The 18693-nt window shown below is 64.3% G+C and carries 16 protein-coding genes; 6 read left to right on the top strand and 10 right to left on the bottom strand.

The genetic code is table 11. From position 1 onward, the window contains the following. Positions 1-6 precede the first annotated feature (6 nt). The 3 genes from LY284_RS32780 to LY284_RS32770 are packed head-to-tail and all read right to left on the bottom strand — an operon-like array spanning position 7 to position 4722. Positions 7-996: a cytochrome d ubiquinol oxidase subunit II gene (locus tag LY284_RS32780; RefSeq protein WP_233390628.1), complete on the bottom strand. Its 990-nt coding sequence runs from the start codon at positions 994-996 to the stop codon at positions 7-9. A 17-nt stretch (positions 997-1013) separates the two neighbouring features. Next, positions 1014-2414, bottom strand: coding sequence for a cytochrome ubiquinol oxidase subunit I (locus tag LY284_RS32775; RefSeq protein ID WP_233390626.1), 1401 nt, complete (start codon positions 2412-2414; stop codon positions 1014-1016). Next, positions 2407-4722, bottom strand: coding sequence for an FdhF/YdeP family oxidoreductase (locus LY284_RS32770; RefSeq protein ID WP_233390625.1), 2316 nt, complete (start codon positions 4720-4722; stop codon positions 2407-2409). Before LY284_RS32770 ends, LY284_RS32775 begins: the two co-directional genes overlap by 8 nt. Positions 4723-5026: 304 nt before the next feature. Here LY284_RS32770 and LY284_RS32765 point away from each other — a divergent pair, with 304 nt between their 5' ends. Genes LY284_RS32765 through LY284_RS32755 form a run of 3 tightly spaced genes read left to right on the top strand, consistent with a single transcriptional unit; the run spans position 5027 to position 8944 of the window. Continuing rightward, the gene (locus LY284_RS32765) at positions 5027-5848 is read left to right on the top strand and encodes an alpha/beta fold hydrolase (protein ID WP_233390618.1); all 822 of its coding nucleotides are present in this window, start codon (positions 5027-5029) and stop codon (positions 5846-5848) included. Positions 5849-5863: 15 nt separating this feature from the next. Further along, a complete protein-coding gene (locus LY284_RS32760; protein WP_233390598.1) occupies positions 5864-6787 on the top strand; it encodes an HlyD family secretion protein in 924 nt (307 codons plus the stop codon). 3 nt (positions 6788-6790) lie between these two features. Continuing rightward, positions 6791-8944, top strand: a complete 2154-nt coding sequence (locus LY284_RS32755) for an FUSC family protein (RefSeq protein ID WP_233390595.1) — start codon at positions 6791-6793, stop codon at positions 8942-8944. On the opposite strand, the gene LY284_RS32750 is transcribed toward LY284_RS32755, so the two are convergent. The 6 genes from LY284_RS32750 to LY284_RS32725 are packed head-to-tail and all read right to left on the bottom strand — an operon-like array spanning position 8920 to position 14670. After that, on the bottom strand, positions 8920-9420 hold the full coding sequence (locus LY284_RS32750; RefSeq protein WP_233390593.1) for an SRPBCC family protein: 501 nt from the start codon (positions 9418-9420) through the stop codon (positions 8920-8922). The genes LY284_RS32755 and LY284_RS32750 overlap by 25 nt on opposite strands. An 18-nt stretch (positions 9421-9438) precedes the next feature. Beyond that, positions 9439-10884 (bottom strand): efflux transporter outer membrane subunit, encoded by a 1446-nt coding sequence (locus LY284_RS32745; RefSeq protein ID WP_233390591.1) that lies wholly within the window; start codon positions 10882-10884, stop codon positions 9439-9441. Then, positions 10881-11843 carry an HlyD family secretion protein gene (locus LY284_RS32740; RefSeq protein WP_233390589.1) on the bottom strand — a complete coding sequence of 321 codons (963 nt, stop codon included), beginning with the start codon at positions 11841-11843 and terminating at the stop codon, positions 10881-10883. Before LY284_RS32740 ends, LY284_RS32745 begins: the two co-directional genes overlap by 4 nt. Continuing rightward, positions 11840-12049, bottom strand: a complete 210-nt coding sequence (locus LY284_RS32735) for a DUF1656 domain-containing protein (RefSeq protein WP_014252168.1) — start codon at positions 12047-12049, stop codon at positions 11840-11842. Before LY284_RS32735 ends, LY284_RS32740 begins: the two co-directional genes overlap by 4 nt. Before the next feature lie 34 nt (positions 12050-12083). Then, the gene (locus LY284_RS32730; RefSeq protein WP_233390587.1) at positions 12084-14156 is read right to left on the bottom strand and encodes an FUSC family protein; all 2073 of its coding nucleotides are present in this window, start codon (positions 14154-14156) and stop codon (positions 12084-12086) included. A gap of 4 nt (positions 14157-14160) precedes the next feature. Then, on the bottom strand, positions 14161-14670 hold the full coding sequence (locus LY284_RS32725) for a MarR family winged helix-turn-helix transcriptional regulator (protein ID WP_233390585.1): 510 nt from the start codon (positions 14668-14670) through the stop codon (positions 14161-14163). Between the two features lie 152 nt (positions 14671-14822). Here LY284_RS32725 and LY284_RS32720 point away from each other — a divergent pair, with 152 nt between their 5' ends. Beyond that, positions 14823-15584, top strand: a complete 762-nt coding sequence (locus LY284_RS32720; RefSeq protein ID WP_014252171.1) for a YoaK family protein — start codon at positions 14823-14825, stop codon at positions 15582-15584. On the opposite strand, the gene LY284_RS32715 is transcribed toward LY284_RS32720, so the two are convergent. Next, complete coding sequence (locus LY284_RS32715; protein ID WP_233390583.1) at positions 15581-16462, bottom strand: LysR family transcriptional regulator; 882 nt, start codon at positions 16460-16462, stop codon at positions 15581-15583. The genes LY284_RS32720 and LY284_RS32715 overlap by 4 nt on opposite strands. 108 nt (positions 16463-16570) lie before the next feature. On the opposite strand from LY284_RS32715, the gene ampC reads away from it, so the two are divergent. Both ampC and LY284_RS32705 read left to right on the top strand, forming a co-directional pair. Next, a complete protein-coding gene (gene ampC / locus LY284_RS32710; protein ID WP_233390581.1) occupies positions 16571-17734 on the top strand; it encodes a class C beta-lactamase in 1164 nt (387 codons plus the stop codon). Positions 17735-17746: 12 nt separating this feature from the next. Continuing rightward, positions 17747-18640, top strand: coding sequence for a LysR family transcriptional regulator (locus LY284_RS32705; RefSeq protein WP_014252174.1), 894 nt, complete (start codon positions 17747-17749; stop codon positions 18638-18640). Positions 18641-18693: the final 53 nt, after the last annotated feature.

The raw sequence follows: 18693 nt of genomic DNA, 5'->3' as shown, positions 1-18693 counted from the left end.
GTTCGATCAGTCGCCCGCATGCGCGCTGCCGGTGAGCTTGCCGCGGAAGATGTGGTACTGATACAGGTTGTAGCCGATCATCACAGGAAACACGAGACCGATGCCGATGAGCATGAACGCGAGCGTCGGCGCATCGGAGGCGGCTTCGAGAATGCCGAGCTTGCCCGGAATGAAATCGGGGAAGAGGCTGATCGCGAGCCCCGCGAACGACAGCACGAAGAGCGCCACCGAGGCGCGAAACGGCCCGTTCGCGCTGCCGAGATAGAGCGACGCCATGATGCACGCGAACGCTACGACGGATGCGAACCCGAGCACGAAGAGCACATGCATGACGGCCGGATGCGTCCAGCGCCCGTGGCCGATATCGCTGGCGAACCAGGTTGCGAGCGTGAGCAGCGCGGCGGCGGCGACGGTGAAGAGCGCGCTCAGCAACGCGATGCGCCGCGCCCACTGCTCGACCGTGCCCGACGTCTTCTTGACGAGATAAGTCGAGCCGAGCAGGCAATATCCCGCGACGACGCCGATCGCCGTCACCGCAATGAAGATCGATGCGGCCATGCCCGGCGCGAGTCCGGTGAGCACCTTGCCGAGCACGACGCCTTGCGCGAGCGCCGCGATCAGGCTGCCGATGCCGAACACCTTGTCCCACAGCGGCCCGTGCTCCACGCTATGGCGGAATTCGATCGCCGCACCGCGCATGATCAATCCCGCGATGAGCGCCATGACGGGCAAGTACAAATGCTCCATCAGAAGCGCATAGGCGGTGGGAAACGCGCCGAACAGCGCGCCGCCGAGCACGACGAGCCACGTTTCGTTCGCGTCCCATACATGACCGATCGACTGGGCCATCACGTCGCGGTCCGACGACTTGCGGCGAAAAAGCGTGAGAATGCCGACGCCGAGATCGAAGCCGTCGGTGACGACATAGAACACCAGCATCAGGCCGATCAGGCCGAACCAGGTGTCGGCGAGCATCGTATGAACAGCGCTATCCATGAGTTGAGCTCCAGAGTTCAGTAACCGGCGATGGTGTTCGCCGTCTTGGTCCGGCCGGCGGCAGTGTCGGGCGGCGCGATGGTCAGGTCCGGCCCGTTGCGCAGCCAGCGCCGCGCGAGCACGAAGAAGGTGACGAGCAGCACGGCATAGAACCCGACGAACATCGCCATGCTGAGCGAGACGGACGAGGCGGGGATGGTCGAGACCGCATCGCGCGTGCGCAGCAGACCGTAGACGACCCACGGCTGACGTCCCACTTCACGCACGATCCAGCCCGCTTCGACGGCGACATACGGCAAGGGAATGCAGAGCACCCATGCGAGCAGCAGCTTGCGTTGCGCGAGCAGCGCCGAGAGACTGCCGCGCGTTCTCTTGAGCGCATAAGCGGTCCAGAATGCGAGCAGCATGAATGCGAAGCCGATGCCCGCCATCACGCGGAATGCGTAATAGAGCAGCGGTATCGCGGGCGGCTGATCGTCGCGGCTGAAGTCCGCGAGGCCTTTGACCTGTCCATGCAGCGTATGCGTGCCGAGCACGCTCAGCATGCCGGGCACTTCGATGGACCAGTCGTTGCGTTGCGCGGTCTGATTAGGCCACGCCAGCAGCGACCACGACGCGCCCGTCCCCGGCGCGTTCGTCGTCCAGTGTCCTTCGATCGCGGCGCCTTTCGCGGGTTGCGTTTCGAACACGCTCACGCCGCTCGAATCGCCGAGCCAGACTTGCAAGGGCGCGACGAACACGAGCGCCAGCAGCGCGAGGCGGAACGAACGCACGAAGAACTCGGGATGACGCCGCCGATACAGATTCCATGCGGAGATGCCGGCGATGACGAACATGCCGGTTTCGATCGCCGCGACCCACATGTGCGAAACGCCCCACACCATGTCGGGATTGAAGATGGCCGCGACGTAGTCCGTCACGACGATCTTGCCGTCGACGACGGCATAACCCGCCGGCGTCTGCATCCACGAGTTCGCGACCATGATCCAGAATGCGGAAATGCTGGAGCCGAGCGCGACCATCGACGTGGCGAACAGATGCACGCCGCGCGACACGCGCCCCCATCCGAGCAGCATCACGCCGATGAAGCCCGCTTCGAGCATGAAGGCCATCGCGCCCTCGAAGCCGAGAATATTGCCGATGAACTGGCCGCTGTACTGCGAAAAGCCCGCCCAGTTGGTGCCGAACTGAAACTCCATCGGAATGCCGCTCACGACGCCGACCGCGAAGTTCAGGACCAGCAGCTTGCTCCAGAAGCGCGCATGCCGGTAGTACGCGACATCGCCGGTGCGAAGCCACAGCACTTCGACGAGCACGAGAAACGCGGACAGACTGATCGTCAGAATGGGCCAGAGGATGTGAAAGATCGCGGTCATCGCAAACTGCGCGCGCGACAGGTCGAGTACGTGCTCAAGCATGATGTTCGGCTCCGTATTGATGTTCGACGGCTGCGGACACGATACGCACCGGCACGGACTTGTACGACGGCGTGCGGCTTTGCGGATCGAACGCGAAGAGCGGCACGAGCGGATTCACTTCCGGGTAGTACGCGCCGCAGCAGCCATCGGGCAACGCATATTCGACCGCCTTGAAGCTGCGGATCACGCGCTCGATGCCGTCATCGGCGATCGCGAAGATATCGACGCGATCGCCCGCATGCAGATTGCGCTTCTTCAACTCGCGCGCATTCATGAACACGACGTCGCGCTGGCCGAACACGCCGCGATAGCGGTCCGAATGCGAATAGAGCGTGGTGTTGTACTGGTCGTGGCTGCGCATCGTCGTGAGCGCGAGCGCGTCCGGATCGTCGCTGGCGGGGTTCGCGTCGAGGCCGTCGAACACGAGGAAGTTGGCGCGGCCCGTGGCTGTGTCCCACACGCGCTCGCGCGCCGGCGAGGTGAGATGAAAGCCACCCGGCACGCGAATGCGCGCGTTGTACGCCTGAAAGATCGGGAACACGATTTCGATTGCTTCGCGAATGCGGTCGTAGCTCGCAACGAGATCCTCCCAGGGCACGCGCGACGCGTCGCCGAGCGTGGCGCGCGCAATGCCCGCGACGATGGCCGGTTCGCTCAGCAGATGCGGCGACGCGGGCTCGTTGCGGCCGGCGGACGCATGCACGATCGACATGGAATCCTCGACCGTGATCGATTGCGGCCCGTTCGCCTGAATGTCGATCTCGGTGCGGCCAAGGCACGGCAGAATGAGCGCGTGCTTGCCGTGCACGAGATGACTGCGGTTGAGCTTCGTCGCGATATGCACGGTGAGATCCAGTTCGCGTATCGCGTCCTGCATGCGCGCCCAGTCGGGAATCGCGGCCGCGAAATTGCCACCGAGCGCAATGAACACTTTCGCTTCGCCGCGCATCATCGATTCGAGCGTGGCGACGACATCGTTGCCGTGCTTCGCGGGCGGCGTGAAACCGAACGCGCGTTCGATGCCCGCGATCAGTTGCGCATTCGGCTTCTCCGTGATGCCCACGGTGCGATTGCCCTGCACGTTCGAGTGTCCGCGCACCGGGCAGATACCCGCGCCGGGCCGCCCGACGTTGCCGCGCATGAGCGCGAGATTCGCGATCTGCTGCACGGTCTGCGTGCCGCGCCGATGCTGCGTGATGCCCATGCCGTAGACGAGAATCGCATTGCGCGCCTGCATGTAGATGTTCGCGGCATTCGTGATCTCGTCGCGCGTGAGGCCGGCATGCCGTTCGATGTCGTTCCAGCGCGTCGCGCGAAGATCGGCGATGACTACATCGATGCCCTGCGTATGGCCTTCGATGAACTCGGTATCGAGCACGCGCGGCCGGTCCTGGGCGATGGCGGCATCGTCCGCTTCGACGAGCGCTTTCATCATGCCCTTGAGCACGGCTGCGTCGCCGCCCACGCGCACCTGATAGAGAAACGAACTGATGTTGGTGAAGCCGAGCGTCGCCATTTCCACGGGGTTTTGCGGCGAGGCGAAGCGTTCCAGCGCGCGCTCGCGAAACGGATTGAACGACACGATCTTCGCGCCGCGCCGTGCCGCCGAATGCAGATCGCTCATCATGCGCGGGCTGTTCGTGCCGGGGTTCTGGCCGAAGATGAAGATCGCGTCCGCGTGCTCGAAGTCTTCGAGCAAGACCGTGCCCTTGCCGACGCCGATCGATTGCGGCAAGCCCACGCTCGTCGCTTCGTGACACATGTTCGAGCAGTCGGGAAAGTTGTTGGTGCCGAATTCGCGCACGAAGAGCTGATACAGAAAAGCCGCTTCGTTCGATGCGCGCCCGGACGTGTAGAAATCCGCCTGATCGGGATGATCGAGCGCATTCAGGTGACGCCCGACGAGCGCGAACGCATCGTCCCATTCGATCGGTACGTAGCGGTCGGACGCCGCCTCGTAGACCATGGGATGCGTGAGGCGGCCCGCCATTTCGAGGTCGTAGTCGTTCCACGACGCGAGTTCGGAAACGCTGTGCTGCGCGAAGAAATCGGGCGTGCAGCGCATCGCCGTGGCTTCCCATGCAACGGCCTTCGCGCCGTTCTCGCAGAATTCGAAGGACGACGTGTGCTTCGGATCGGGCCATGCGCAACCGGGACAATCGAAGCCCTGCGGCTGATTCATGCGCAACAGCGTTTGCGCGCCGGTTAGCGGGATGCCCTGAATCTTCAGCGCTTCGCCGGTGGCCTTCAGCGCGCCCCAGCCGCCGGCGGGCTCGCTATAAATCTGTATGACTTTCTTTTCGCTCATGTCCTTCGCCTCGCAAACAATGCCATTCGTTGATTGAGTTGATCGTGATGTTCGCCGTTCGGCGCAAAACGGGTTTGCTCAAATGCGCGCCGTTTTTGCGATGCGCACGACGATGTGTGCTCGATGCACGCGGCGCATGGCGAATCGTGCAGATGCGAAAACACCGGTTGCATCGAAAAAGCCGCGATGCGATCGCCGTGAATACTCCTTCCATGCGCGACGGATTCGCCGCGTTAAGCGCCGCGCCGTCGTGAATACGCATGAACGACGCCGGCCGATTCAGCATCTCGAAGGAGTCAGCACAATGGCCACATTCACACTGAAAGACGGAACCGAACTGTTCTACAAGGACTGGGGCTCGGGCCAGCCCGTCGTTTTCTCGCACGGCTGGCCGCTCAACGCGGACGCGTGGGATTCGCAACTGATGTATCTCGCGCAACGCGGCTTTCGTGTGATCGCGCATGACCGGCGCGGCCACGGCCGCTCGAGCCAGCCGTGGACCGGCAACGACATGAGCCGCTATGCGGACGATCTCGCCGAGCTCGTCGACCATCTCGACGTGAAGGACGCGGTGTTCGTCGGTCATTCCACGGGCGGCGGCGAAGTGGCGCGTTATATCGGCCGTCACGGCACGAAGCGCGTGAAGAAGGCAGTGCTGATTTCGGCGGTGCCGCCGATCATGCTGAAGACCGAAGCGAATCCGGGCGGCTTGCCGCTTTCCGTATTCGACGAGATCCGCAAGGGCGTGATCGACAACCGCTCGCAGTTCTTCAGGGATCTCGCGACGCCGTTCTTCGGCTTCAATCGCGAAGGCGCGAAAGTCTCGCAGGGCACCATCGATTCGTTCTGGTACGCGGGCATGCAATGCTCGATCAAGAGCGCCTACGACTGCGTGAAGGCGTTTTCCGAAACCGACTTCACCGAAGATCTCAAGCAGATGACAGTCCCGACGCTCGTGCTGCAAGGCGACGCCGATCAGATCGTGCCCCTCGACGATTCCGGCAGGCTCTCCGCGAAGATCGTTCCTGACGGTACGCTCACCGTGATTCCCGGCGCGCCGCACGGCATGTGCACGACGCATGCGGATACGGTCAACGAAAACCTGCTTGCGTTCATCGAGAAGTAAAGGGGCGAGGGCGCGATGACGATCAAGCGAGTCTGGAGCGTCGTCGCGACGATGACGCTCTTCCTGATTGCCGTGTTCATCGGCAAGACCCTGTGGGACCGCTATATGTACGCGCCGTGGACTCGCGACGGCCGCGTGCATGCGGATGTCGTCACGATCGCGCCCGATGTATCGGGCATCATCGTCGGCGTGCCGGTCCATGACAATCAGTGGGTCAGGAAGGGCGATGTGCTGATGCAGATCGATCCTTCGCACTACCGGATCGCCGTTGAAGAAGCCGAGGCGAAGGTCGCCGCCAGCGCGGCCGAGCTCGCGCTGCGCCGCGACGATGCGAAGCGTCGCGCCGAACTCGATAACGAAGTCGTTTCCGAAGAAGTGAAGCAGAACTCGGGCTTTCAGGCGAATGCCGCGAAAGCCGCCTATAACGAGGCGCTCGCCGCGCTCGATGCGGCGAAACTGAATCTCGAACGCACGCGCGTGGTCTCGCCCGTGGACGGCTATGTGACGAACCTGAATACGTGGCAGGGCGATTATGCAACCGTCTCGACGCCGAAGCTCGCGGTCGTCGATCGCAATTCGTTCTGGGTCTATGGATACTTCGAGGAAACGAAGCTGCCGGAAGTGAAGGTGGGCCGCGAAGTGAATATCCGCCTGATGAGCGGCGCGCAGTTGCGCGGGCATGTGGAAAGCATCGCGCGCGGCATCTATGACCGGGACAATCCGGAGGGCATGAATCTGACCGCCAACGTCGATCCCGTGTTCAACTGGGTGCGGCTCGCGCAGCGCGTGCCGGTGCGCATCGGTATCGACAGCGTGCCGCAAGGCGTCGAGCTCACGGCGGGAACGACCTGCACGGTCGTGGTCGAAAGCGGCGAAGCGCCCGGTCAGCCGATGCTTCGCGCGAGCGATCTCGTGGCCCGCATACGGCGTGCGTTGTAGGCCATGGCATCGATCGAGGCAAGCCAATCGCAGCGAAGTCACGCATGGTCCGCTCATCTGCGCATGCATCTTGCGCACTGGGCGGCGACGGATGGCCTCGTGTGGCTGCATCTCGCGAAGACATTGACGGCGGCGTTTCTCGCGATGGGCATCGCCATGAAGCTCGAGATTTCCACGCCGCGCACGGCGATGGCGACGGTCTTCATCCTCATGCAGCCGCAGAGCGGCATGGTGCTGTCGAAAAGTTTCTACCGGATGGTCGGCACGATCGTCGGAACCATCGTCGCGGTGCTGCTGGGCGCGCTCTTTCCGCAACAGCCGCCGCTCTATATCGGCGCGATGACGCTTTGGGTCGCGCTTTGCACGGCGGCCGCGCTGCGCTACCGGAACTTCCGCTGGTATGCGTTCGTGCTGGCGGGCTATACCGCGGCGCTCATCGGCATACCGAGCGTCACGGACCCGAACGGTCTTTTCCTCGCCGCGTTGAACCGGTCCGCGGCCGTGCTGCTCGCCATCGTCTGTTGCGGCGTGGTCAGCGCCATCGTGCTGCCGCAATGGTCGTCGACACGGCTCAGGCATCTGCGTCGCGAACGCTTCGTGTCCTTTTCCTGCTTCGCGGCGCAGGCGTTGCGCGGCGAGATCGACGCGGACCGTTTCCGCCTGAAGTATGGCGAATTCATCGATAGCGTCATCGGCTTCGAAGCCACGCGCGCGTTCGCTTCGTTCGAAGATCCGGAAGTGCGGTCACGCTCGCGCCGCCTCGCACGGCTCAACGACGCGTTCATGGAACTGTGCACGAGTCTGCATGCGTTGTATCGCTTCTCGAAGATCGGCGAAAACGAATGCGTCGACGCGTATTCCCGCGAGTTCGCGGACCTGTTGTCCATTGATCGCGATGCCGGCTTCGTGGACGATGCGACCATCGAACGCAGAGCCGCGCTCGTCTCGGCATTTCGCGTGCGGCTCGCGGGACGCGTCGAGGCGGATCGAAAGGCGCTCGAACGCACGGAAGACGCGCAGGCGCTGCTCGATTTCGACACCGCCGTGCAACTGCTGTTCGGCTTCATCGCGGCCTGTGCGAACTACGCGCAGACCTATGTGTCGCTTGCGTCGCGGAAGCACGTATTCGAAGAGACGGATATGAAGCGCGTCTTCGTCACGAACAAGAGCGTGATCGGCATGACGTTCCTGACGACGTGCGCGGTGCTCGGCGTCATCGGCGCGTCGTGGCTGTCGAGCGACTGGCCGAGCGGCGGCTATGCGATCATCGGCGCGGCGGTCGTCTCCGCGCTGGGGTCGAATTCGCCCGCGCCCATCAAGTTCTCGTTGCAGATGGCCTCGGGCGCGGCTGTCGCGACGTTGGCCGGCTATCTCGTGCTGGGCTATGTCTATCCCGCGATCGAAGGCTTTCCGCTCTTGTGTTTCATATTGACGCCTTTGCTCGGGCTCGGCGCTTTTCTCGCCACGCGGCCACGATTCACCGGATTCGGCCTGAGCTTCTGCATCTTCTTTTGCATACTCGGCGGCCCCGATCGCATGATTCACTATGCGCCGGAAGCGCTGCTGAACGACGGCATCGCGTTGACGCTCTCGATGCTCGCCTGCGCGGCGGCGTATGTATTCGTGTTTCCCGCCGAGAAGTCATGGCGCGTAGCGGCCTTGCTACGCGATTTGCGCGCTCAGATGAAGCTTGCGTGCGCCGCGCCCCTCGACGACCTGACGCAGATGTTTCAATCGGGCACGCACGATCTCATTTCGCAGATACGCGCGCTTCTGCCGCAGCCGACGCAGCAATACGGCGAAGCGCTGTCATGGATACTCGCCGTGCTCGAACTGGGGCATGCGTCGATCGAATTCAGAAGCGCAAGCCGCGATGCCGAAGCGCTTCACATCGTGCCTGCGGACTGGCATGCATCGACCGAAACAACGATGATACGTTTGATGAAGCTGTTCGATGCGCCATCGCCAGCCAGTCGCGATGAAAGCCTTCGCGCGATCGACACGCAATCGGCGCTGGCCGTTCGGATCATGGCTACGATGCGCGGCTCGCCCCATGAGATCGTGCCGATGCGCCGCATGCTCGCGCGCCTTCACTTCATGCGCAGCGTGCTTCTCGATAGCGACGCGATGCTTCAGCCGCCATCCGCTTCCCGATGATCGATGCCGAGGAGCCGCGCATCGAGCCGCTTCGCGAGCGCTTCGCCGCCTTGCTGCATCACGTAATCGTGATTCCATTCGAAGAGCGGACGCGCGATGGGGGCGAGCAGGTTCATCCATCCGCGTCCGGTGTGCACGCGCCATTCATATCGCACGATGGCGACGCCCCCGCTCGACGCAAACCGCCAGCGCCCGAAGCCCTCGACATCGCCGCTTGCAGTGCCTTCGAGCAATGCGAGCGGTTCAACGCGCGTCACGCGCATGTCGAAGCGCACGCGATACGGCAAGCGGCCTTTCCACGTATAACGATGCAGCGCGCCGACGCCATCCGGCGCGCCGCTTTCCACTTCGGTCACGCGCTCGACGCAGGTCCACCATTGCGGCCACGCGGCCGGGTCGTGAATGGCGTTCCATACCTGTTGAAGCGGCGCTTCGATCTTCCAGACGGTGACGAATAGATATTCGCTCGCGCGCACGATCGCCTCCCCGGGCGCTTATTTTTCTTTCGCGTTCTGCGCGAGGGCTTCGTCGGTTTCCCAACCGCCGCCGAGCGCGCGGAACAGGTTCACCTGATCGACCGCAACCTGTCCTTCCGCCGCCGCGACTTGCGCCGCGACGCCCGTGAGCGTGCGCGTCGCGTCGAGATCGTTGAGGAAAGATTCGCGGCCCGCGCGATACAGCCGGTTCGTTTCATCGGCCGACTGGATCGCGGATTTATACGCGGTGCGCAGCGCATCGGCGCGCGTCGTGTCGGACGCATAGGTCGCGAGACTGCTCTGCGTTTCCTGCAGCGCTTTCAACACGACGCCGTCGAAATGGGCCAGTGCGCCGCTCGTTGCCGCTTCGGCCTGCGCCACGCGCGCGCGCTGACCGTTGATCGGGAAATTCCAACTGATGAGCGGGCCGAACGCCCAGCGGTTCGTGTTCGCGCCGAACAGATCTTCCACGACGCCGACCGTTCCCACCGATGCGCCAAAGCTCACCGAAGGATAGAGCGCCGCCGTCGCAACGCCGATGCGCGCCGTCGATGACGCCAGTTGCCGCTCGGCCTGACGCACGTCGGGACGGCGCTTGAGCAAGGCCGCGCCGTTGCCGACGGGAATCGGCGCGCGCAGCTTCGGCAGCTTCCTGCATGCAAGCGCGGCCTTGGGCAGATCCGCCGGCGCGCGCGCGAGCAGCATCGCGAGCCGATATTGCGCAACGCGGCGGCGCGCGACGAAGCGTGGGATATCGGCGGCGAGCGTATCGGCTTGCGTCTGTCCGCGCGTGACTTCCGATTGATTGCCGCGGCCCGCGTCGCGCAGACGCTGCGTGAGTTGTACGCGCTGCTTCTGCAACGCGAGCGACTTTCGCGCGATCTCCAGTTCTTCCGCCGCCGAGCACGATTCGACATACGCGCGCACGACATCCGCGACCACCGTGACGCGCGCGAGATCCTGTGCCGCTTCGACCGCTTCGTCTTCCGCGTTCGCCGCTTCGACGCCGCGCCTGAGCTTGCCGAACAGATCGATTTCGTAGGATATCGAAAGATCGAGCGCGCCTTCGTTGACCACTGGAATCTTCTCCGTCAGCAAATACTGCTCCGCCGATTCCTGCGCGCGCTGAAACGCCGCCGAGGTCTTGCCGGAGAATCCCCCTTGCTTGCTGGCGAATTCCACTTCGGCGCGCGAGCGTGCGAGATTCGCCGCGGCGACGCGCAAATCCGTGTTCGATGCGAGCGCCTGGGTCACGAGTTGATCCACGACGGGATCGTCATAGAGCCGCCACCACTTCGCGGGCACTTCGCCTTGCGTGACGGGCGCCTGATCCGCGCCGTCGATGGCCGCGTTGGCATAGGGCGCGTTGACGGCGGCCTGATCGGGCAGTTTGTAGTCCGGGCCGACTGTCGTGCAGCCGAACAGCACGCATGCGGACGAAGCAACGAAGACGAACGCTTTCATTGCGACGCACCCGATGTGCCCGATGTGCTCGACGTCGGCGCGGGCGCGGACGCGGGCGATGTTTCCGACGCCGCGCGCCGGCCGATGGTCGGGCCGATGCCGCGCACCGAGACGGTCGCCGTGCGGCCCGCGATCATGCGGAAGTCGGCGGGAATTTCATCGAGCGTGACGCGCACGGGAATGCGTTGCGCGAGACGCACCCAGCTGAACGCGGGATTCACGTTCGGCAGAAGACTCGGGCTTTGCTGGCGGTCGCGATCCTCGATCGCCGCGACGATGCTCTGCACATGGCCGCGCAGGATGTTCGGTTCGCCCATGACCTTGATATCGACCGGCTGGCCGATGTCGATGCCGTGCAGCTTCGTTTCCTCGAAATAGCCATCGACGCGGAACGAATGCATGTCCACCACCGACAACACCGCGCGGCCTGCCGCGATGTATTCGCCGACACGCGGCGCGCGATCGTTCAGATAGCCATCGACGGGACTCACGATCTGTGTGCGTTGCAGATTGAGCCGCGCGGTGTCGATCGCGACGTCGGCATCCGCGAGGGCGGCGGCGGCCTGCTCGACGCGCGACTGCGTTTCCTCGACCACTTCGCGCGCGACGAGATTGCCGAGCTTGCGATTGCGCGCATCTTCGCGGCGCGCCTGATCCAGCGTCGCGCGGCGTTGCTGCGCGGTGGCCTGTGCGTTGCGCAAGGCGAGCGCATAGCGCGCCTGATCGATCACGAACAGCACATCGCCTTTTTTGACCTGCTGGTTGTCGATCACCTTCACATCCGTGATGAGACCCGACACGTCGGGCGCGACCTGAATGACATCGGCGCGCACGTGCCCGTCGCGCGTCCACGGCGCGAACATGTAGTAGTCGACGAGCTTCCACAACACGACCGCCGCAATCGCGACGACGATGAGCGTAAGCAGAATCTGCCCGAGAGAGAACCAGGTTTTTTTCACGAGATGAGCCGCTGCGAAACGATGACGACAACTCCCAGCACCAGAACATAGATGCCGAGATCGAAAATGGAGCGATGCCAGACGAAGCGATAAAAGCCGATGCGCGCCAGCACATTGCGGATCGCCATGTTCACGAGATAGGCGATGAACATCAGCATCAATATGGCGGGAATGAACACGCCGAGAACGTCGATTTCGCCGATCATGTGCTGCCTGCCGATGAAGGATGATTCACGAAGATCATGCCGGCTCCTCGCGCGGCGGCTGCGCCGGCGGATGCAGCGACAGACGCATGCCGACGAGCGCGTGCAGCGTGTCGCGCAGCCATTTCTCCGCGACCACGTCCTGCGACTGAACGATCGCGCGGGACGCGACCTGCGCGCTCGATTCGTCGATGCTGCGGATCAGCGCGGGCGGCACCGGCTGACGTGCCCGCCGCGCGATGCAGAGTTCGAAGTAGCGGCGCAAGGCGTCGAGCACGTCGTCGACGGAACGCTGCAATTCTTCCGGCAGCTTGCGGCGCGTGCGACGCAGATCGAGCGCATTCAACGCGACGCGAAAATCGCGAAAGCTCTCGATCGAAGGATGACGGTGCGAGTCCGTCGCGGCATGGCGCGGCAGCAGTTGCATCAGCCGGTCGAGCATGCGCGCGTAGAGATTGCGCTGATCGTCGATGACTTCCGCCGACGATGCGCTCAGCACGATATCGGCCCAGGCCGAGCGCGTGAGCCGCTCGGCGGCCAGCTCCGCGCCGAAGGGCCGCGTGGCGCGCGTCCACAGAAAAGCGAACAGCAGGCCCGCGACGCCCGCGAGATTGCTGTTGACGAACACGAAGAAGTTCGCTTCGTAGGCGCTCTGAATGCTGATGAAGGTCGCCGTGTTGACCGCGACGAGCATCGTGACGAGACTGAAGCGCGGGTTCGTCGTCAACGTGCCGATGACGAGAAACGGTCCTGCGAAGATCAGCACGAGCATGGGGAAATCATGCACGTTCGGCAGCACGACGAAGACATACAGACCGGCGAGCACCACGCTCATGCAGGTGGCCACGAAGAACTTGAAGAGCTGCGGCGCGGGCTCGTCGAGCGCGGCGAAGAAGCAGCACGACACGGCGGCGAGCGTCACGGCGCCCGCGCCGTCGTTCCAGCCCGACTGAATCCACAGCACGCATGCGACGATGATCGCGCTCACCGCGACGCTCGTCGAAAACAGCATCATGCCGCGATCGAAGTAGCGCGCGGTGCCGCCGAGGCGCCAGTGCCGGAAATGCGGCCGCCATTCGCTCGTTTCGTTGAGGATGGCCGCGCGCAAGGCGCGTATGTCCTGCCATACGTCGATGACCTGACCGAGACGCCACAGCGCATTCGACAATAGCGCGCCGTCCGCGCTCGCAAGCGCTTCGACGGAGGGTCGCATCGTCTGGATGCGCTCGCGCAATGCATCGGGCTCGCGTTCGTTCGCGACGTCCGTTTGCGGGCTCGGCATCGGCGCGCCGACCCAGGCGGCGACATCCTTGAGCAGCGTGTCGAGTCCTTCCGGATGCTGGCCGTGTTTGGCGACGAGTTCGATCAATGGATCGGCCATTGACGAAATCAGCGGCAGGAATATCTGCATGCGGCCCTGCAACGCCCGCGCGCGGCGAATGATGTCGGGCCGCGTGTGATCGTAGGTCAACTGGCTCAGCAGCAGTTCGAGACCGTTGACCGTCGCCGCGAGCCGCTGGCGCGCCGCCGAAATCGATGCGCCCGCGATATGCCCGGACAGCGTTTCGCAGGCGTAGAAGGCGGCGTCGCGAAACCATGCGTCCGTTCGTACGATGAGCGTCGGCGCGAGCCGGCTCGGAAACACCGCGCTGCCGACGATGCTCGCCACCGCGATGCCGAGCAGAATCTCCTGCGTGCGCGTGATCGCGAGATCGAACACGGCCGCGGGATTCGTCACGGCGGGCAGCGCGATCAAGGGCAGCGTGTAGCCCGCGAGCAGAAATACATAGCTGCGCGCGCTGCGGTCGAACATCGACAGATAGAGCAGGGTGCCCGTCCATAACGCGACGATCACGCTGAAGAGAAACGGCGATTCGACGAACGGCGGCACGATGAGCACCGCGCCCGCCGCGCCGATCATCGTGCCGAGCGCGCGATAGAGCGCTTTCGAGCGCGTCGCGCCCACGAACGGATTCGAGACGATATAGACGGTGGCCATCGCCCAGTACGGCCGCGGCAATTCGAGCGCGAGGCCGATATACAGCGCGATCATCGCGGCGGCGAAGGTCTTCGCGGAAAAGAGCCACTCGCGCGCGGAAGGGAAAGGCATGGCGCTATGCTCCGCGCTTTCCGGCGGGCCGGGCCGGTTTCGAGATGTCGCCGACGGCTTCGAGGGCGGCAAGCAGTTTCGCATCCGGCGACGTGCTGAACGCGTTGAGCACGCGCAGCGTCGTCTCGAGATCTTCGCGGGTCACGCCCCGCAAAAGCCGCGCGCGCAGCGTGACGAGGCGTTCTTCCATGCGCGCGGTGACGGCGCGGCCTTCGTCGGTGAGCGTGATGGTCTTCGCGCGCTTGTCCTCGGGATCTTCGTCGCGGCGCACGAGACCGGCCGCGCACAACTGATCGAGCAGCCGCACGAGCGACGGCCCTTCGATGCCGACATGTTCCGCGAGCGTCACCTGACGCACCGCCTCGCCGAGCCGGTTGGCCGTGAGCAAAGGCACGGCGCACGCTTCCGAGACGCCGTAGGACGCGAGCACGCCGTGACTCGTGCGGCGCCAGCGGCGCGCGGCCAGCACGAGCGTGCTGCTCACGGAGCGGCGCAGAGTATCGAGTTGGGTCATGCGGCGGAATTATAGACACAAGGTTATTCGTTAGCATGCTATCGAATGAGAAACTTTTCTTTCAGTTCGTAGGCGAGGGCGGGCGCGGCGTTTGCTAATGCGCCCATTTGTCGTGATATCTTTTCGGCTCGACCCCTCCCGCGCGCGCCGCCATGCCGATCACCTATCTCCGGGGCCTGACCTCGCCCAGCCGCACCGATACCTCGAACCGGCGGCTCGGCTGCGCGCTCGCCTTTGTCGCGGGCGCGGCGAACGCGGGCGGCTTTCTCGCCGTGGGGCAATACACGTCGCACATGTCGGGGCTCGTGTCCTCGATCGCCGATAACCTCGTGCTCGGCCAGGCGGCGTTCGTCTTCTCCGCGATCGGCGCGGTCGGCGCGTTTCTCGGCGGCGCGGCGACATCGGCGGTGCTCATCAACTGGGGACGGCAGCGGCGCGCGCATAGCGTGTTCGCCACGCCGCTCCTGCTCGAAGCCGCGCTGCTGCTCGTGTTCGGCGTGCTCGGCGCGAATCTGGAGACGCACCGCGTGTGGGACGTGCCGCTGACCGTCGCGCTGCTGTGCTTCGTCATGGGCCTGCAAAACGCCATGATCACGAAGATTTCGAAGGCCGAGATTCGTACGACACACGTGACGGGGCTCGTCACGGACATCGGCATCGAGATCGGCAAGAGTCTTTACTGGAACCGCGGCATCGCGCGCAGCGACGCCGGCTATGTGCGCGCGAATCACGCGCGGCTCGCGCTCCTGAGTTCGCTGTTCGGGATGTTCATGCTCGGCGGTTTCGCGGGCGCGACCGGTTTCGCGCATTTCGGTTTCGCGACGACGGTGCCGCTCGCCGCGATGCTGCTCTTGCTCGCCTTAGTCCCGCTCGCCGATGATTTCGCCGCGGGCAGGCGCCGGGGGCGGGGTTAGACGCTTTGCGCCGCCTCCGCGACGATCCAGTCGCGAAAGAGCTGCATGCCCGGAGAAAGCCGCCGCGACTTGAGCCACGTGAGCCAGTAGCCGCCGGTATGCACTTCGATATCGAACGCGCGCACCAGCAGGCCCGCCTGCAATTCCCGCACGAACATGCGCGGCGGCGCGAGCGCGACGCCCGCGCCTTGCACCGCGGCTTCCACCATCAGACGCGACGAATCGAACACGGGGCCGTTCATCGTCCACGGATCGAGACCCGCGGCTTCGAACCAGCCGCGCCAGTCGTCGGCGCGATACGAGCGCAGCAGCACTTCATTGGCGAGATCGGACGGCGCGCTCAAACGCCGCGCGATATCGGGCGCGCATAGCACGGCAAGCGGCGCATCGAGCAGCGGCGCGTTATGCGTCGCGGGCCAGGCGCCGGCGCCGAAGCGGATCGCGAAGTCCAGCCCTTCCGACGCCGGATCGACGAGATTGTTATGTGTGAGCAGCCGCAATTCGACGAACGGATGCGTCTCGCGAAACGCCCTCAGCCGCGGCATCAGCCAGCCGACCGCGAACGTGCCGACCACGCCCACCGTCAGCACTTCATGAAAATGCCCGCCTTCGAACTGCTTCAGCACCGCTTCGATGCGGCCGAACGCATCGCTCAGCACGGGCAACAGCGCGCGGCCTTCATCGGTCACATTCAACCCGCGCGGCAGGCGCCTGAAAAGCGGCGTGCCGAGCCGCTCTTCGAGCGCGCGCACTTGCTGGCTGACGGCCGCCTGCGTGACGTTCAGTTCCTGCGCGGCGCGCGTGAAGCTCAGATGCCGCGCCGAGGCTTCGAAAGCGCGCAACGCATTCAGGGGTAGATGAGGGCGCATGGCTCGCATAAGATTTTCTATTGCCTGCGGTAAATTATCCTCGATTGTCGACGACGCCAAAAGAGCGGATATTTCGCTTCGTTTCAATCATGCAAACCAGAACGAAGGATCAAGACCATGAAGTGTCGTGCGCTGAGTGTGTTGGCGGCAGCCATTTTTTCTTTTGGCGCGATGTCGGGCGCTGCGTTTTCACACGATGCGGCGAGCATCCGATCGACGGTCGATGAAACCATCAGGCCGTTGATGGCCTTGCACGGCATTGCGGGCATGGCGGTAGGCGTCGTCGTGGATGGCCAGCCCTATGTGTTCGACTACGGCGTGGCGTCGAAGGCGACGCATGCGCCCGTCACGCGCGATACGCTCTTCGAGATCGGCTCGGTCAGCAAGACGTTCACCGCGACGCTCGCGTCGTATGCGCAAACGCAGGGCGATCTCTCGCTGACCGATCCCGTGAGCAAGTATCTGCCGGCGCTCGGCGGCAGCGCGTTCGGCAAGGTCACGCTGCTGAATCTCGGCACGCACACGCCGGGCGGTCTGCCGCTGCAAGTGCCCGACGACATTCACGACAACAATCAGTTGATGCGGTACTTCAGCGCATGGCGTCCCATGCAGCCGCCCGGCACGATCCGCACGTACGCGAATCCGGGCATCGGCACGCTCGGGCTGATCACCGCGAAGAGCATGCGGCAGGATTTCGATGCGCTGATGCAAACGCGGCTCTTTCCGGCGCTCGGCCTGAAGCACAGTTATATGCAGGTGCCCGCATCGAAGCAGCGCGACTATGCGCAAGGCTATGCGAAGAACGACACGCCGATTCGCATGAAGGGCGGCGTGCTGTCGTCCGAAGCCTACGGCGTGAGAACGACGGCAGTGGACATGACGCGCTTCTTGCAGATCAACATGAACATGGTGCACATCGATCCGGCGTTCCAGCGCGCCGTCGACGCGACGCATACCGGCTATTTCCAGGCGGGACCGATGACGCAGGATCTCATCTGGGAGCAGTATCCGTATCCGGTCGCGCTGCAAGCGCTGCTCGACGGCAACGCGCAGGCGATGATCATGAACGCGACGCCCGTCACGCGCATCGATCCGCCGCAGCCGCCGCGCGACGATGTGTGGATCAACAAGACCGGCTCGACCAACGGCTTCGGCACGTATATCGCGTTCGTGCCGAAGGCGCGCGTGGGCATCGTGATGCTGGCCAATCGCAACATCCCGAACGAGGAGCGCGTGAAGGCGGCGTATGCGATCATCACGTCGCTAACGGGCAGCCGATAACGAACTCACGCGATGCGCATCGATCCCTATAGTCTCGAACTCTTCATCTCGGTCGTCGAAGAAGGATCGATCGCGCGCGCCGCGAGCCGCAGTCATATCGCGCCTTCGGCGTTGAGCCGGCGTATCGCGGATCTCGAAGCGGCCATCGGCGTGGCGCTTTTGATCCGCTCGCCTTCCGGCGTGCAGCCGACCGAAGCGGGAAGGCACGCCTATGCGAGCGCGCGGTCCATACACGGCCAGCTCGACAGCATGGCGCGCGAAGTCCAGTCGATGAGCGGGCAGATCGCGGGCGTCGTGCGCCTGCACGCGAATGCGTCGGCGATCGTGGGCTTCCTGCCCGAGCGGCTGACGGGCTTCAAGGCGCGTTATCCGCTCGTCGAGATCGCGTTGACCGAGCAGATCAGCGATGAAGTCATTCGCGCGTGTCTGGATGATCGCGCGGATGTCGGCATATCGGCGAGCGGCAAGACGCCTCCGGGCATCGAATCATGGCGCTTCGCCGACGATCCGCTCATGGTCGTGCTGCCGCCCGGTCACGACCTCGCGCAAGCGGAGACATTGAGCTTCGCCGAAGTCACGCGCTTTGCGCTCGTCGCGCTGCAGGCGGGCGGATCGCTCGATCAGACCTTGAAGGAACATGCCGATGCCGCGCGCCTGCCGCTCAACGTGGCCGTCACCGTGAACAGCTTCGACGCGCAATGCCGCATGGTCGAAGCGGGCCTCGGCATCGGCATCGTGCCGACGAGCGCGGCCTCCGCCTTCGCGGGTTCGCGCAATTTCGTGCGCGTGCCGTTGCGCGAAAGCTGGGGCAGCGGCCGCCGCCTCCATGTGCATGCGCCGCGCAAGTCGTCGCGGCTCAAGGCGGTGCAGGCGCTGATCGATGCGCTCATCGAAGGCAAGGGTTAACGCGGACATCGTCTCCCGCGATGGCCCATGTGCCGAACGAACACTGTTGCACG

Origin of the sequence: Caballeronia sp. PC1 (assembly GCF_021353155.1) — a bacterium.
GTDB classification, from domain to species: domain Bacteria; phylum Pseudomonadota; class Gammaproteobacteria; order Burkholderiales; family Burkholderiaceae; genus Caballeronia; species Caballeronia cordobensis.
The sequence above is the reverse complement of the archived record's forward strand: the minus strand, read 5'-3'. Positions and strand labels throughout refer to the sequence as shown.